Annotated in this window: 14 protein-coding genes; 1 reads left to right on the forward strand and 13 read right to left on the reverse strand. The window is 59.4% G+C overall.

Annotation, left to right across the window (positions count from 1 at the left end; translation table 11 throughout):
- Positions 1–8: 8 nt before the first annotated feature.
- The 13 genes from ACZK4Z_RS09255 to ACZK4Z_RS09315 form a co-directional block, all read right to left on the reverse strand.
- A complete protein-coding gene (locus ACZK4Z_RS09255; protein ID WP_293794770.1) occupies positions 9–1,064 on the reverse strand; it encodes a quinone-dependent dihydroorotate dehydrogenase in 1,056 nt (351 codons plus the stop codon).
- An 8-nt stretch (positions 1,065–1,072) separates the two neighbouring features.
- Positions 1,073–1,843, reverse strand: a complete 771-nt coding sequence (locus ACZK4Z_RS09260; RefSeq protein WP_478451425.1) for a class I SAM-dependent methyltransferase — start codon at positions 1,841–1,843, stop codon at positions 1,073–1,075.
- A gap of 5 nt (positions 1,844–1,848) precedes the next feature.
- Positions 1,849–2,133, reverse strand: coding sequence for a DUF4190 domain-containing protein (locus ACZK4Z_RS09265; RefSeq protein WP_010484694.1), 285 nt, complete (start codon positions 2,131–2,133; stop codon positions 1,849–1,851).
- A gap of 219 nt (positions 2,134–2,352) precedes the next feature.
- Positions 2,353–3,162, reverse strand: a complete 810-nt coding sequence (locus ACZK4Z_RS09270; RefSeq protein WP_478451426.1) for an SDR family NAD(P)-dependent oxidoreductase — start codon at positions 3,160–3,162, stop codon at positions 2,353–2,355.
- A 40-nt stretch (positions 3,163–3,202) separates the two neighbouring features.
- Positions 3,203–4,735 (reverse strand): L-piperidine-6-carboxylate dehydrogenase, encoded by a 1,533-nt coding sequence (gene amaB / locus ACZK4Z_RS09275; protein WP_478451428.1) that lies wholly within the window; start codon positions 4,733–4,735, stop codon positions 3,203–3,205.
- A gap of 158 nt (positions 4,736–4,893) precedes the next feature.
- Entirely contained in the window at positions 4,894–5,931 is a 1,038-nt protein-coding gene (galE, locus tag ACZK4Z_RS09280) for a UDP-glucose 4-epimerase GalE (protein WP_478451429.1), read from the reverse strand.
- A gap of 63 nt (positions 5,932–5,994) precedes the next feature.
- The gene (locus ACZK4Z_RS09285) at positions 5,995–6,543 is read right to left on the reverse strand and encodes an acyltransferase (RefSeq protein WP_478451430.1); all 549 of its coding nucleotides are present in this window, start codon (positions 6,541–6,543) and stop codon (positions 5,995–5,997) included.
- 10 nt (positions 6,544–6,553) lie between these two features.
- Complete coding sequence (locus tag ACZK4Z_RS09290; RefSeq protein WP_478451431.1) at positions 6,554–7,690, reverse strand: EpsG family protein; 1,137 nt, start codon at positions 7,688–7,690, stop codon at positions 6,554–6,556.
- Entirely contained in the window at positions 7,680–8,789 is a 1,110-nt protein-coding gene (locus tag ACZK4Z_RS09295) for a glycosyltransferase (RefSeq protein WP_478451432.1), read from the reverse strand. Before ACZK4Z_RS09295 ends, ACZK4Z_RS09290 begins: the two co-directional genes overlap by 11 nt.
- A 2-nt stretch (positions 8,790–8,791) precedes the next feature.
- Positions 8,792–10,102: a polysaccharide pyruvyl transferase family protein gene (locus tag ACZK4Z_RS09300; RefSeq protein ID WP_478451433.1), complete on the reverse strand. Its 1,311-nt coding sequence runs from the start codon at positions 10,100–10,102 to the stop codon at positions 8,792–8,794.
- On the reverse strand, positions 10,099–10,887 hold the full coding sequence (locus tag ACZK4Z_RS09305) for a glycosyltransferase (RefSeq protein ID WP_478451434.1): 789 nt from the start codon (positions 10,885–10,887) through the stop codon (positions 10,099–10,101). Before ACZK4Z_RS09305 ends, ACZK4Z_RS09300 begins: the two co-directional genes overlap by 4 nt.
- 66 nt (positions 10,888–10,953) lie before the next feature.
- Complete coding sequence (locus ACZK4Z_RS09310; RefSeq protein ID WP_478451435.1) at positions 10,954–12,288, reverse strand: oligosaccharide flippase family protein; 1,335 nt, start codon at positions 12,286–12,288, stop codon at positions 10,954–10,956.
- Between the two features lie 99 nt (positions 12,289–12,387).
- Positions 12,388–13,809 carry an undecaprenyl-phosphate glucose phosphotransferase gene (locus ACZK4Z_RS09315; protein ID WP_478451436.1) on the reverse strand — a complete coding sequence of 474 codons (1,422 nt, stop codon included), beginning with the start codon at positions 13,807–13,809 and terminating at the stop codon, positions 12,388–12,390.
- 309 nt (positions 13,810–14,118) lie between these two features.
- Here ACZK4Z_RS09315 and ACZK4Z_RS09320 point away from each other — a divergent pair, with 309 nt between their 5' ends.
- Positions 14,119–14,559 (forward strand): low molecular weight protein-tyrosine-phosphatase, encoded by a 441-nt coding sequence (locus ACZK4Z_RS09320; RefSeq protein ID WP_049421330.1) that lies wholly within the window; start codon positions 14,119–14,121, stop codon positions 14,557–14,559.
- Positions 14,560–14,566: the final 7 nt, after the last annotated feature.

Genomic DNA, 14,566 nt, shown 5'->3' on the forward strand with positions numbered 1-14,566 from the left:
GGGTGTGCTCACAGTGGGGCCACCGCGCCGCGGCTCGGCGCTTCGCGGCGGCGACGGATCGCCTCCACGCATTCGGAGACGAGGGCCGGGCCGCGGAAGATCAGGCCGCTGTAGCACTGCACCAGGGCCGCACCAGCAGCCATCTTGGCCACGGCGTCGGCACCGGACAGGATGCCGCCGACCCCGATCAACGGCACCGACTCGGGCAGGCGCGAACGCAGGCGGCGCAGTACCAGGGTGGACTGCTCCAGCACCGGCGCGCCGGACAGGCCACCGGCCTCGTTGGCCAGCGGGTCGCCGGCCACCTTGCTGTGGTCGATGGTGGTGTTGGTGGCGATCACGCCGTCCACCTGCAGTTCGCCCAGTACGCGGGCAGCGGCATCGATGTCGCGCTCGCTGAGGTCCGGTGCCACCTTGACCAGCATCGGCACGCGGTGGCCGTGGCGGGCCGCGAGATCTTCCTGGCGGTCGCGCAACTGGCTGACCAGCTGGCGCAGCGCGGTTTCTTCCTGCAGTTCACGCAGGCCGGCGGTGTTGGGCGAGGAGATGTTGACAGTGATGTAGTCGGCCAGCGGGTACACCTTGTCCAGGCAGGCGATGTAATCGTCCACGGCCTGTTCGTTGGGGGTGTCCTTGTTCTTGCCGATGTTGATGCCGAGCAGGCCGCGGCGGTTGCGCGCGCGCTCGACGTTGCGCACCAGCGCGTCCACGCCCGCATTGTTGAAGCCCATGCGGTTGATGATCGCGTTGTGTTCCGGCAGGCGGAACAGGCGCGGCTGCGGATTGCCGGCCTGCGGGCGCGGGGTGATGGTGCCGATTTCGACGAAGCCGAAACCCAGCGCGAACAGCGCATCAATGTGCTCGCCATTCTTGTCCAGGCCGGCGGCCAGGCCGACCGGATTGGGGAAGGTCAACCCGAACACCGTGCTGGGCATCGGCGCGATGCGTGCGGCCAGCAGCGGCGTGGTGCCGGTGCGGTAGGCCAGGTCCAGTGCGGACAGGCCAAGGCCGTGGGCGCGCTCGGCGTCGAGCGAGAACAGGAAGGGGCGGGCAAGCGAATACATGCGTCGGTTCAGTCCAGCGTGCCGAGGAAGGCTCGGGTTCGATATTCAAAAGCGACCTGGCCGTCGACCGCGTGGGCGGCGAACAGGTCCTGCAGAGCGTCGATCATCGGCGCGTGACGCGGATGACCGGCTTGCGGGGCATAGGAGGAGGACAGCAGGCGCCCGCGCAGGGCGTCGAAGTCCAGGTGCTGCACGTTCGGCAGCTCGACCATGCCGCGCAGGCTGGGGCCGAACCAGGCCTGCATGGTGGCATCGTCCTGGTAGCGCTCGGCCACGGCGGAGTAGTCGGTGCCGTAATCCAGAAGCAGCTGTTCGTAGCCGACCAGGAACGGACTGGCATCGAGCAGGCGCGAATTCCAGTAGATCAGTGCCAGGCCACCCGGGCGCAGGATGCGCTGCCACTCGGCGCGCACCGCCACGGTGTCGAACCAGTGGAAGGCCTGCGCGACACTGACCAGATCGATGCTGGCGTCGTCCAGTGTGGTGGCCTCGGCGCGGCCGTCGACCGCGCGGAACTGCGGGTACTGCGGTGCCAGCCATTGCTCGGCCGCGCCCCGCATGGCGGCATTGGGCTCAACCGCGACTACCGGATGGCCGCTGGCCAGGAACTGGCGGCTGGAAATACCGGTCCCGGCGCCGATGTCGGCGACCAGCGCCTCGCGGCTGACGCCCATCGGGCCGTGCAGCCATTCCAGCAGCGCGGGTGGGTAATCGGGCCGGTAGCGGACGTAATCGGCGACGCGGCTGCTGAAGCGTTCAGTGCTGTCGGAGGCGGTCATGGCAGTCAGTTCGACATCGCAGCGAGCCAGGCCAGGCCGCCGAAGAACAGGATGAAGACCAGGATGGCGGCGATCACCGCGCCGACCATCACCCAGCCCAGTACCAGACCGGTGACGGCCAGGCCATCGCCTTCCAGTTCATGCGGGCGGCGGCGGATCTCGGCGCGGGCCATGTGGCCGGTGATGATGGCCACGATGCTGGCCACGAAGGGCAGGACGGTCCAGCTGGCGATGCCCATGACCAGGCTGACCACGGCCAGGGCGCTTGTCTGTCGGGGTGCCACGCTCATCGGGGTCCTCCTTGGCAGTGTGCACATGATAGTGCCTCTGCCCGGGCAATCCCATGCCCGGCGGATGCGATGGTGGGCGTCGACCTTGGCAGAGGCAGGGCATTTCAGCCAGGTAGGCCTCGACCTTGGTCGACGAAAGGCATTCCAGCCGTGGTAGGCGTCGACCTTGGTCGACGAAAGGCATGCCAACCAAGGTTGGCAACTACCGGCGTGCCGGTGTCAGCCCATCAACACCTGGCCACCATCCACGTTGAGCACATGGCCGGTGATCCAGCGCGCCAGCGGCGAGCACAGGAACAGGGCGGCATCGGCGATCTCACGCGGGTGGCCGAAGCGGCCGAACGGAATCTTCGCCAGCGTGCCGTGGTACAGCGCCGGGTCTTCGGTGCGGCGGCGGTCCCAGAGGCCGTCATCGAACTCGATCGAGCCCGGTGCGATGGCATTGACCCGGATCCGATCCTTGGCCAGCGCCAGCGCCTGCGAAGTGGTGTAGTGCGAAAGCGCGGCCTTGGCGGCGGCGTAGGGTGCGCCACCGGGGCGCGGCTGCTGCGCGGCGATCGAAGAGAGATTGAGAATGCAGGCGTCACTGGACGCGCGCAGCCAAGGCAGGGCCAGGCGCGATGCACGCACGGCCGCCATCAGATCGATCTGCAGGCTGGCGGCCCAGCCATCCTCGTCGTCGGCCATGCCATAGCCGGTGGCGTTGTTGACCAGCACGTCGATGCCGCCGAGCGCATCGGCGGCGGCCTGCAGCCAGGCCTGGATCTGGCTTGGATCGGCCAGATCGGTGGAAAACGTGTGCAGTTCGAAACCCTGTGCCTGTGCATCGGCGCGCAGCGCATCCAGGCCCGCCTGGCCGCGCGCGCAGGCCGAGACCTGCGCACCGGCGCCGGCAAACGCCAGCGCCATTTCACGGCCAATGCCCTTGCTGCCGCCGGCGATGAGTACGCGGCGGCCGGTGAAATCAATCACCGGCTTGCCAGCCTGAAGAGCCGAGCCATGCTCGGCTGCATTATCTGCGGTGTTCATGGCGCATCCTGCCGAGCATGGCCCGGCACTACAGATAGCGTTACAGGTCGAACTTGATGCCCTGCGCCAGCGGCAGCGAATCCGAATAGTTGATGGTGTTGGTCTGGCGGCGCATGTAGACCTTCCACGCATCCGAGCCGGACTCGCGACCACCGCCGGTGTCCTTCTCGCCACCGAAGGCACCACCGATCTCAGCACCGGACGTGCCGATGTTGATATTGGCGATGCCGCAGTCGCTGCCGGCCGCCGACAGGAACTTCTCGGCGGTCTTCAGGTTCTGGGTGAAGATCGAAGACGACAGGCCCTGCGGCACGCCGTTCTGCATGTCGATGGCTTCATCGAGGGTGTCGTACGGCATCACGTACAGGATCGGCGCGAAGGTCTCGTGCTGGACCACGGCGTCGCTGTTCTTCAGGCCCGAGACAATCGCCGGCAGCACGAAGTTACCGGCGCGGTCGATGCGGGTGCCGCCGGTTTCGATGGTGCCGCCGGCAGCCTTGGCCTGGGCGATGGCATCGAGGAACTGTTGCACGGCGCCGTCGCTGTTCAGCGGGCCCATCAGGTTGGCGGCATGGGTCGGGTCGCCGATCTTGCCTTCGACCTGCTTGTAGGCCTTGACCAGCGTGGCCAGCACGTCGGCATAGATCGAGCGGTGCACGATCAGGCGGCGGGTGGTGGTGCAGCGCTGGCCGGCGGTGCCGACGGCGCCGAACACGATGCCCGGCACGGCCAGCTTCAGGTCGGCGGTTTCGTCCAGGATGATGGCGTTGTTGCCACCCAGCTCCAGCAGGCAGCGGCCGAGGCGGCGCGCGACCTTTTCGTTGACGGTCCGGCCAACCTGGGTCGAGCCGGTGAAGCTGATCAGCGGCACGCGGCGGTCATCGACCATCTTCTCCGACAGCGCAGTGCCGGCATCGTTGATCAGGAAGAAGATGTCCGGGAAGCCGGCTTCACGCAGGGCGTCGTTGCAGATCTTCAGCGAGGCGATGGCGGTCAGCGGCGTCTTGTTGGACGGCTTCCAGATGCACACGTCGCCGCAGATGGCGGCCAGGAACGAGTTCCAGCTCCACACCGCGACCGGGAAGTTGAAGGCCGAGATGATGCCGACCAGGCCCAGCGGGTGGTACTGCTCGTACATGCGGTGGCCGGGGCGCTCGGAATGCATGGTGTAGCCGTACAGCATGCGGCTCTGACCCACGGCGAAATCGGCGATGTCGATCATCTCCTGCACTTCGCCATCGCCTTCCGGCTTGCTCTTGCCCATTTCCAGGGCGACCAGCGAACCCAGAGCGTCCTTGTGCTTGCGCAGCGCCTCACCGCACAGGCGCACGGCTTCACCGCGGCGCGGGGCCGGCGTGGTGCGCCAGATCTTGAAGGCTTCCTGGGCGCGGGCGACGACGGTCTCGTACTCGGCCTCGGTGGTCGCGCGGACCTGCGCGATCGGCTCGCCGGTGGTCGGGTTGACCGGGGTGATCAGCTCACTGCTGGTCGCGCTCGACCACTCCCCGTTGCCCAGGTACGTGCCAGCGTTGATCGCGTCCAGGCCAAGGGACTTGAGCAGCTCGGAAGACATGCAGACTCCTGTGTTTCGTTACGTTGTTTGGCGCCATCGCGGGCAGGTGGGGGACGCGATGAACAGAACCGCCGATGGTAGCAGAGGGAGGTTGCTGGGCTTTGGTGCGGTGCGGGGTGAAACCGCACCGATAGGCCATCCCTATTCGGGGTGCCTGTTCAGGCAGGCAGGGCTTCGTCCAAGCTGCGCGCGGTGTCAGGAATGGCCGGCTGCGGCGACCACGCGGGAGGATAGCGATGCCAATGCCAGGCACTGGCGATGATTGGCGCCAACTCGGTCCAGCGCGGCTGCCAACCCAGGATCTCGCGAGCGCGGGCAGAAGACGCCACCAGGCTGGCCGGATCGCCCGGGCGGCGTTCCGCCATCTCAAACGGAATTTCGCGTCCGCTGACCGCTGCCGCGGCTGCAATCACCTCATGGACGGAGAAACCCTGCCCATTGCCCAGATTGAAGGCGTGCGCACCGGGCGTGTGCTCCATGTACTCAAGTGCCAGCGCGTGGGCTTGGGCCAGATCCTGCACGTGTACATAGTCGCGCACGCAGGTGCCATCGGGTGTTGCGTAGTCATTGCCGAACACTTTCATGGCGTTGCCGATGCCCAATGCGGCACGCAGGACATTGGGAATCAGGTGGGTTTCGCAGGCATGGGCCTCGCCAATGCCCTGGTCGGGCAGGGCGCCTGCGGCATTGAAGTAGCGCAGGCAGGTTGAACGCAGGCCGTAGGCTGTGGCTGCGTCAGCGAGAATCCGCTCTGCCATCAGCTTGCTGGCGCCGTAAGGGTTGATGGGCGCCTTGGGGTGGTCCTCATCGATCACGTCCGACTGTGGATTGCCGAATACCGCAGCGGTGGAGGAGAACACGATGCGATCGATGTTGTGGCGGCGCATGGCGGCAAGCAGGTTCAGTGTGCCAGTGACGTTGTTGGCGTAGTAGGCATAAGGATCAGTAACGGACTCACCGACCAGCGAGCGGGCAGCGAAGTGCATCACGGCATCGAACTGGCGGCCATGGAGAGCGCGTTCGAGCGCTTCGGGATCCAGCAGGTCGGCTTCCAGCAGTTCGCCCCAGCGGACCGCGTCGCGGTGGCCCGTGGACAGGTTGTCGAGCACGGTTACAGAGTGGCCGGCCTCGGCCAGGTACTGGGCCATGTGGCTGCCGATGTAGCCGGCGCCGCCGCAGATGAGGATATGCGTCATGAGGTTTCCGTCCTTGATGTTACTAATTCACGAGAGGGTGTCGGTTTACTTCAGGCGAGGGATTTAGCCTACCTTTGAAAGGTTCGTGAGCTGCTTTGCGACGTAGACGCCAGGCTCGGAGATCGACTTGCGGACAACTGCTCCCGCTCCGATGGTTACGCCATCACAAATTCGCACGCCCTTGAGGATCAATACGTTGGATCCAACCCAGCAGTTGCTGCCGATCACTATGGGGGCGGTCAGGAAGCTATCTTTCAGCGGTATGCCCGTTTCTGAAATGGCGTGATCGTGATCGTAAATGCGAACCCCTTCGCCAAAGAGCGTGTTATCTCCAATGTCTACCCTGCTCATGCAGTTGAGAGAGCATCCATTATTAAAGAATACGCCCGAGGAAATGATGACCTTTCCTCCGTCACAGAATATCGAAAGATCGCTTCTAGAAATTATTTTTCCAATGGATACGCTTCCTCCCGATCTTATTTTTATATTCAGGCGAGGGCCGAATCCGATGGGATGTGCCGCCAGTGTGCTAGGGCCGTAGCACATCCTCAGCAATATGATCTTCAAGGCGGCTAGTACCAGCTCCACTAGCCTCATGACTCTATAGGTCATTTCAATTCCTCTACAATGTGTAGCCAAGCGTGTGCTGGGAACTTTCGGCGAGTAATACGAGCGCGGAAAGGACGATGAATGAGTAGAGGTACATGGCGCTCTTAAGAGGGGAGGGTGCTCTTAACCTGTCAACCAATAGCGCTGCCTGGAGGGGGGCCGCCAGCAACAAGAAGGGCATGTACCGTTCGGCAAAGTCTGCTGTGTTTACGCCAAATAGAATTAGCGATAGAAAAAGGCAGGTGTACTTGTGTAGGAAGCTGTTACTTAGAGATCTTGGGTTAATGAAGGAAAGGAATGTTGCTGACAATAGGGTGCATATCCAGAAGTTTGCCGTCTTCCATACCGCTCCTACATGCGATTCATGTGTCCCCGAGAAATACAGATTGAACTTGTCAGTCAAGCTAGATATGCCAATAGTGGCGACTAGGTCTCCTATGATCTTGGAGGCCAGCGTGGAGAAGATAAGTGCGCTGAGAGCAACGATCAGGTAGGCCCTGTCTCGATCAAGAAGGCGTAGGTTAAACAATGGAGCTGCGAGGAACGCCACACTGGACCAGTGCAAGCCAATCGCTACGGCAATGAGGAGGGATGCAGAGATGCGGCGCCTCTGGAAGAACAGGAAGAATCCAAGCGCGCCCAGCGGAGCCGCAAGCGCCTGTCGCATGATGTTCCCTGAGTACACGAGGAAGAACGTAAGAAAAACCAGGGCGAATATCGCGCTTGACAGCCCTAACGAGCGCGCCGCGCTACGATAAAAGAGCCATGTTGCGACGAACACCAATACGAAATTGGCGATCAGCCAGTTCGAGGCATTAAGAAAGGTTGCCAGAATGCTCTGAAGCGGCCACCAGAGGAATTCCGTATTGCCGTAGTAAAGGGTCCCGATCGCGATTGCGCTAGTTGGCCCATTCAGATTGGAGTAGGTGAGGACGTAGCGAAATGTGTCATTACCAGCGTCAAGGGGTCTTAGTGCGACTAAATAGAACCCGTATACAAATACCGGTGCTGCCAGAAGCATCAGTTTCAGCGCCCGCGCGCTGGCGCTTGTGGTCGCTGCATACGCTGGCGTGTTCCGAATGGTGAGGCAAATAATTGCAGCGCCAAAGAAAATCGGAAGGAATAGTGAGAGCAAGACTTCAGTGCTCATTGTGATAGGCTGTCTTGTCGGATTTCAGAGGGATGCCGTAAAGTTCGTGTAGGCGTTTGTCAAAGGCGGACAGCGAGAAACGGGTCTTCGCTTCAATATTTGCCGCGCGCTTGATTCGATTGAAATCAAGGCTGTCATTGACGATGCTCTGAATAAACTCCTTCGCTTCACGCGGATTGGAGTAGAGTAGCCCAGTTCTCCCATGATCGATGACATCGACATTCCCTGCACATTTGTTGGCAATTACTAAGGTATTGCTGGTCATTGCCTCGATGATGGATACAGGAAGGCCCTCCCATCGTGCGGTTGAGAGGTAAATGTCTGCGGCGTTCAGCTCTGCGTAGACGCCAGTCTTGGGTAACCATCCAGTAATTGAAACGCCGCTGTCGGCTAGCTTATCAACTGCTTCAAGCTCCCCGTGGCCGATCCATTTGAATTCTACGTCGATGCCTTCTTCCAGGCACGTTCTTGCAATGGTCGCAAATTCCTCGGGTCCCTTCTGTAAGCGCACGCCCCCTGCTGTTACGACCTTTATCGGGCCGTTGCGTGGCGTGGCGTCAATTGATTCAACTGTCGAAACGGACTCTACGGCATTCTCCAGAAGCTTGGCGTTGGCGCCGGTCCAGCGAAGAATTTCATTCTTCTCACTCATTGAGCACGCGAGGTATGTGCATCGCCTAATGCTGGCCAGGCGTTCCAGAGCTGCGAATATGAATCGCTTGGCGCCGATATCCTGGCGCATGACAGAGATGCAGTGAGGGCTATAAAAAATCTTTGCTTTCCGCAAAATGCCAAATGTGGCGAGGCGTCCGATGAATCCCGCAAAAGAGGAGTGCAGGTGGACGATATCCGGTCCTAGCTGAACCATCTTCTTGCGCAATGACCAAATCGCTCTGAATGCATTCGAGCCTCCCATCGGAAGCTCGTGGAGCTTGATATCTTGATGAAACAGAGTAGCGACATTGCGTGGAGTTTCAGGTCGTCTGGAGTAGATAACATGAACATTTATGCCTCTAGCTGCCGAAAGATTCGCTGCGGCACATACCATGGTGAGAGTGCCAGTAGCGGTCGCTTCGACGACGTGAACAACTCTGCTCATGGTCAATGCCTTCCTGTGCGCTTGAAAAGCTCGGCCATGCGCTCGAAGTCGGCATCCAGAGTGATCGGTGCTGCACCTTGGGGGAATTTCGACAGCATCGCGGACGCTTTCTCCAGGATCTCTTCCGTACTGGGGCAGTCGACCGCCGTGATGTAACTGGCCTGTTGCAGCCATGTCTCAATGAGATTCCGGACTTTCCCGTTGAGGTTATCCATTGCAACGCAGGGTGTGCCCGTAATTGCGCAGAATATGACGCCATGCAATCGATCAGTGATTACCAGTCGGGACGAAAGATAGGCGTCCCAAATTGCTGATATCGAGCCTTCGCGCTCGTCCAGCTGATGATGCATGTTGTCAACGTTGGTGTCACGGTGTATGACTTGAATTCCGGCCTTCACCAGCTCATGCTCCAGTGAATTAATCATTTTGCCATCGAGTCCCGACTCGATATCTCTGCGAATCGAAAGTACTACCTGGTTTCTTCTGGGTTCTGTGGAGGAAACTGGTGCCAAGCTGATGACGGTATCTGGGTAAAGCGCAATCTCATTTTGTGGGAAGCTGGACTTCATCTTGTTGTAGCTGGTCTGATCTCTGGCAATTAGCGTCAATCTGGTGTGCTGCGAGTAGATGCGTTTGGATTTGGCAAGAAATTTTGCGCCGGCCGAGGAGTGCTCGAAGAATACTGATTGCGGAAACTGATAGATGCGGTTTCTTTTAAATAGACGTATCAAGAATCGGCGTTGCTGCTCCGCATCTTTGTAGATGGTCCCCATATTTCCGCCACCTGTCAGAAATATAATGTCATCCACGGTGGAGTGCTTCTTGACCACTCGGGCCGACTCGTAAGTGTTGCTGTGAGTAATTTCAACCACGTCGTAGCCGTGGAGATTCTTTTCTAGGAAGGATTTCTGTGCAAGGCCAATTGCTAGGTCGCCAATATTGCCTAGGTCGGGGACCATGAAAATATACGCTGTACGGCCCTTCCGCTGGTGGCTAGAGGGGAGCTTTGCCGGGAGGAAGTGATACTTAAACAGATTGACAATTTGAGAAGGGATTAGCCGTTTGGCGTCCTTCAGCATTGCGAGTTCAAGAAGAATTAGCGCAGCGGCCAGTTCGTTCCCAAGAAGAAATACATAAATTCGGCCCTTGATGCCGAGCTTACTCTGATCCGGCTTCCCGACTTCGCGAAGCGACTTCAATTCATGTCTTGTTTGGTTGAACTTACCGCGTAGCGGAAATTTTGCGTCGGACACGATGCGCTTTATCTTCCACTTGACGTCCATGTAAGTATTGAGGGCCTGATCATGCGTCATGCGCCGGGTTCCTTCTTGGGGCCGAGTACAAACAGATTGCGTAGGCTGATCACCAGCTTGGTTGGGAGAATTCCGGCGACAATTGATCTGCAGATATGAAAGTAATCAAATGGAGAAGCGCCCAGTGCGGGGTAGTAGTGCAGACGCGCCTTGATTTCGCCGCTGCGATTCTTCAGCGTTCGCTTCCTGAAGTCGCCCGGGTTGACGCGATAGTTGAGCAGGATTTCGTCCATAACGAAGATTCGCTTCCCAGCTACGACGAGCTTGCACCAAAGTGCCAAATCTTCCGCGCGGTGATAATTGTCGTACATTCCTTCCGAAATGACGTCGCTACGACGATAAATTACCGCCGGATGAATTGGGGCGTCGCCGTGCATGAGCTGCTTTGGTCCCTTCTCTCCGGGCTTTCCGAGAATATGACCATTGCCGGTTTCATTGGAAAACTCTATTGCAAGAGAGGCTGCTACAGTGAATTCTGGGTGGTCGCACATGAATTTATAAAGCTTTTCAATGCGATCATTCATTGCTATGTCATCAGTATCCATTCTTACGATGAGCGGCGCCCTCGCGGCTTGGATTGCTAGATTTAGCGAATAGACGAAGCCTCTATTTTCGCCGTTGTGGATAATCCTGATCCTGCTGTCGCCAATTCGTGCCTTCAGTTCTTCGAGGTCATTTCTTCCGCCATCGTCCACAATGATGAGCTCAAAATCATCAAACGTTTGAGTCGTGATACTCCGTACCGATGCCTCAAGATGCCCTGGGTCCGTATTAAATTCAGCCATGATGACTGAGATGGCTGGATTCCTTGTTTCCACTGTAGTTCCTGTCAGGATGTTATTCTATTTAGATTAGTGCGCATACTGAGTGTGCGCACTCCTGAATATAGCGGTGCGTCTAACGTAGATGGCAATCGAAAAAAGCAGTAATAACCCTATTTCGGTTCCGAGGGTGGCGACCGCCGCTCCCGTAGCTCCGTGCCCCGGAATAAGTAGCATGTTGAGGGCCACGCAGAGGGCAGCGCAGAGTGCTTTGATTGTCACGCGCATTCGCATTTGAGAGCCGGTAGTCAGAATCGCACCGATACTGGTGCTGACGAATCGAATCGGGGCGCAGATCGCCAGAGTCACAAGGACGGGCTTGGCGTCCTGGAATCTCGAGCCATACAGGACGTTGATGATGAAGTCGCTGGCGAGCCAAATGGCAAGTCCGCATGCGGTACCGGCCGCGAGCATCGAGGCGCTTCCGGCTTTGAGCGCGCGGAGCAGCTTGGTCTGATCATGATGAGCCCATCGATGAAGCTTCGATAGAAGAAACTTGGTGTAAAGCGTCGTCGGCAAGAGGTACGCCGCATTCATTATCGTGAAGGCGGCAAAATATATGCCTGCGTCGCGATCCCCGGCGAGATACAGCAGCAGAATATTGCTGCATTGGAAGTAGGCAAGGTAGAGAAGGGTGTCGGCGCCATAGGGCCAGACGTGTACGAGCGTCCTCAGTACTCCCGGGGCTTCGTCTGTGTCCTCGCGCGCCCGGTGGCCGTGGTGCCCGAGCGGTTCAAAATCATTGCGCAGCATCCGGCGCAGCTGCTGGATTGCGATAGCAACAATGATCACTGCTGCTAGCGAGTACGCTGCGGTGGTCTCAAGCAGGATTTCGCCAGTGGCAGTCATCACAATGGGAAAGATGAGCGCGAATCTCAGCCCGTGATGAATCACCTGCCATGCTGCGACTGATGCGAATCGTTCCTCAAGCTGAAGCTTGGCTGCCACAAGCTCGACTGCTGCGAAGCCCAAAATGCTTGGCGCCATTAAAGCGAGTGTTTCGGCTGTGCGATGGGAGCCTGGGCCAAGAGCTGCGATGAGGAACAGTGTGAGCACCGCCAGTGTCGAGGATGCTGCAAGGAGTTTCAGGCTGCCGGGAATCCATCTTGCCCCATGACGCCCTTCTCGGCCATAAACACTGAGCCAAAAAGTTTGGAGGCCAAGTCCAGCTACCTGCGAAAGCAACATGCATTGCGCAAGCGCATTGCTGAAGATGCCATAGTCGCCTGGCCCCATATGTCTGCCGAGCACGACCTGGGTAAGGAAGGCCAGTCCTGCTCCCGCCAGTGAGCCGCCCCACAGGAGGCAGATTTGAATTGCGGCTGTAAGTCGAGGGGACTTGGAGGTGCGGGGTGGGCTGCTCACAATGTTCTTCTAGCGTCTTGCGAACGGGCGCAAGCTGGGATATCGGTTGCGATATTGCCTCGTGCTCGGCTGTACTCTGCACTGGCTGGCGGTCGAGATTTAGTATGCGTTCTTGTTGACAAATCCCTTGAACAGAGTCATCACGACAATCTTCAGATCAAACGAAAGCGACCAATTCTCGATATAGAAAAGATCGCACTCGATGCGCTTGTGAAGATCGGTCGAACCTCGCCAGCCGTTGACCTGAGCCCAGCCGGTGATGCCCGCCTTGACCATGTGCTTCTTCATGTAGGACGGAATCTCGTGCTTGAACTTGTGCACGAACACCGGTCGTTCCGGCCTCGGTCCAACGATCGACATGTCGCCCAGCAGGACGTTGATGAACTGCGGCAGTTCATCGAGACTGGTCTTCCGAAGGAAGCTGCCCACGCGGGTCGCGCGATTCTCGCCGGCCTTCGCCCACACTGCGCCAGACGCGCCTTCGGCGTCGACCGGCATCGAGCGGAACTTCAGCATCCAGAACGTCTTGTTGTTCCAGCTCATCCGCTCTTGCCGATAGAAGATCGGGCCCGGGGAGCTCAGCTTCACCGCCACCGCAATCGCGAGCATGATCGGGGAGATCATGAGCAGGATGAGGCCGGCAAGGATACGGTCTTCCAAGGCCTTGATCAGGCGGGCGCCGCCCTGGAGCGGAGTCTGCTGGAGATTGATGACGGGAAGGCCGGCGACCTGCTCGACGGAATGGTTCAGCAGATGCAGCCCGAACATGTCAGGCACGAACTTGATATCGGCAGTGGAATGCTGCAGCTGATTCAGGGCAATTGCGATATTGTCTTCGTCGCGCATCGGCAGGGCAATCCACACCTGGTCGATATGATTGGCCTCCACGTACGCGCCGAGCCCTTCCAGATCGCCCAGTCTGCTTGCGTGCTGCACGCTGCCTCGATCAGATGGGGTCGCGAACCAGCCGCGCACATCGATGCCTGCCCAGGTCGCCGATCGCAGGGAGCTGACAATGTGCTCCGAGTCGGTAGTGGCACCGACGATGACAGCGCTGCGGAGGTCTGCGCCACGAGCACGGATCCAGCCAGCGATGCCGCGAACGCCAACTCGGAGGGCAAATGCGCCAGTCAGGCTCAAGCCAAACCAGGTAGCAAGCCAAATGCGCGAAAGCTCATCCGTGACTTGGATTGCGGTCGAGTAGGCGAGAAGGCCTCCGAAGATCACGGCAAGCTTCATCACGACCTTGCCGAGTTCCGCGAGCAGGCCGCGCCCGCGCCAGCTCTCGTACAATGACGAGGATCCAAGGACCAGAAGCGCGAAAAGAACTGTGATGGAGACCAGCCGGGCGTAGTTCATCGGCATGTGCAGATCGCCGAATCTCATTGCATAGGCTGCTAGTGCAGCCGCCACCAGGACGACAGGATCCCCGATCCTCAAGGCCAGGCTGAGCGCAGGAGTGAACCTGTTTCCCGAGACGTTCCAAAGCCCGGCCTGGTGCCGTGCGGGCATGTAAGACATGTCGATTTCTTCCTTGTTGAGGATCCGTGCATCCAGCAATCGCCTCGCTGCCCGGGGGGCTGGCGGCGCCGATCCGGCGGTCAGTCCAACCAGTTAGCTGTTACAATCGATCACAGGATGATAACAGAACCTTCACCCAAACGTGACCCGGGTCAGGATTTCCGGGGTAGGGTGCCGCTCCGTTGCCCTGGTAGGGCTGGGTTCAGTTACGCCCTCATGTCAGGTATGCTGCTCGGCTAGTTTTCTTTCGTATGCGTAGCGTTGCCTGCTGGCGTACGCGCTCCACGTCGCCCGCCAGAGGATTGGCTCATGTTCAACAAGGTGCTGCTGGTCTGCATCGGAAACATCTGTAGAAGCCCAACCGCAGAAGTGCTCATGCGGCACCAGCTTCGGGACCGCACGGGGGTAGAGGTCTCATCTGCAGGGCTTCAGGCATTGGTCGGTCGGCCGATAGATGAGACCGCAGGAGAGCTGCTTCGGGAGAAGGGGCATGATCCCAGCGCCCATCGAGGGCGTCTGGCGACGCCATCTGTGCTTGCGGCGGCTGACCTGGTGCTGGTGATGGAGCAGTCCCACGTGGCGCGAATCGCCCGCGAGGTTCCTCAGGTGAGCGGCAAGACGTTCCTGTTGGGGCATTGGGACGGAAGGTCGGAGATCCCCGATCCTTACCGACAGCAGCGGATTGCGTTCGAACACGTCTACGGTTTGATCGAGCAGGGCGTTGCCCGCTGGGCCAGCCACATCAAGTAATTGCCGC

The organism is Stenotrophomonas sp. 71799_Sma (assembly GCF_056482505.1).

Bases quoted from the DNA above. Each gene is read 5' to 3' on its own strand.
- ACZK4Z_RS09320 (WP_049421330.1), top strand. From the start codon at position 14,119: ATGTTCAACAAGGTGCTGCTGGTCTGCATCGGAAACATCTGTAGAAGC.
- ACZK4Z_RS09300 (WP_478451433.1), bottom strand. From the start codon at position 10,102: ATGACGCATGATCAGGCCCTCAATACTTACATGGACGTCAAGTGGAAG.
- ACZK4Z_RS09285 (WP_478451430.1), bottom strand. From the start codon at position 6,543: ATGACCTATAGAGTCATGAGGCTAGTGGAGCTGGTACTAGCCGCCTTG.
- ACZK4Z_RS09265 (WP_010484694.1), bottom strand. From the start codon at position 2,133: ATGAGCGTGGCACCCCGACAGACAAGCGCCCTGGCCGTGGTCAGCCTG.
- ACZK4Z_RS09305 (WP_478451434.1), bottom strand. From the start codon at position 10,887: ATGGCTGAATTTAATACGGACCCAGGGCATCTTGAGGCATCGGTACGG.
- ACZK4Z_RS09295 (WP_478451432.1), bottom strand. From the start codon at position 8,789: ATGAGCAGAGTTGTTCACGTCGTCGAAGCGACCGCTACTGGCACTCTC.
- galE (WP_478451429.1), bottom strand. From the start codon at position 5,931: ATGACGCATATCCTCATCTGCGGCGGCGCCGGCTACATCGGCAGCCAC.
- ACZK4Z_RS09270 (WP_478451426.1), bottom strand. From the start codon at position 3,162: ATGAACACCGCAGATAATGCAGCCGAGCATGGCTCGGCTCTTCAGGCT.
- amaB (WP_478451428.1), bottom strand. From the start codon at position 4,735: ATGTCTTCCGAGCTGCTCAAGTCCCTTGGCCTGGACGCGATCAACGCT.
- ACZK4Z_RS09290 (WP_478451431.1), bottom strand. From the start codon at position 7,690: ATGAGCACTGAAGTCTTGCTCTCACTATTCCTTCCGATTTTCTTTGGC.
- ACZK4Z_RS09315 (WP_478451436.1), bottom strand. From the start codon at position 13,809: ATGTCTTACATGCCCGCACGGCACCAGGCCGGGCTTTGGAACGTCTCG.
- ACZK4Z_RS09260 (WP_478451425.1), bottom strand. From the start codon at position 1,843: ATGACCGCCTCCGACAGCACTGAACGCTTCAGCAGCCGCGTCGCCGAT.
- ACZK4Z_RS09255 (WP_293794770.1), bottom strand. From the start codon at position 1,064: ATGTATTCGCTTGCCCGCCCCTTCCTGTTCTCGCTCGACGCCGAGCGC.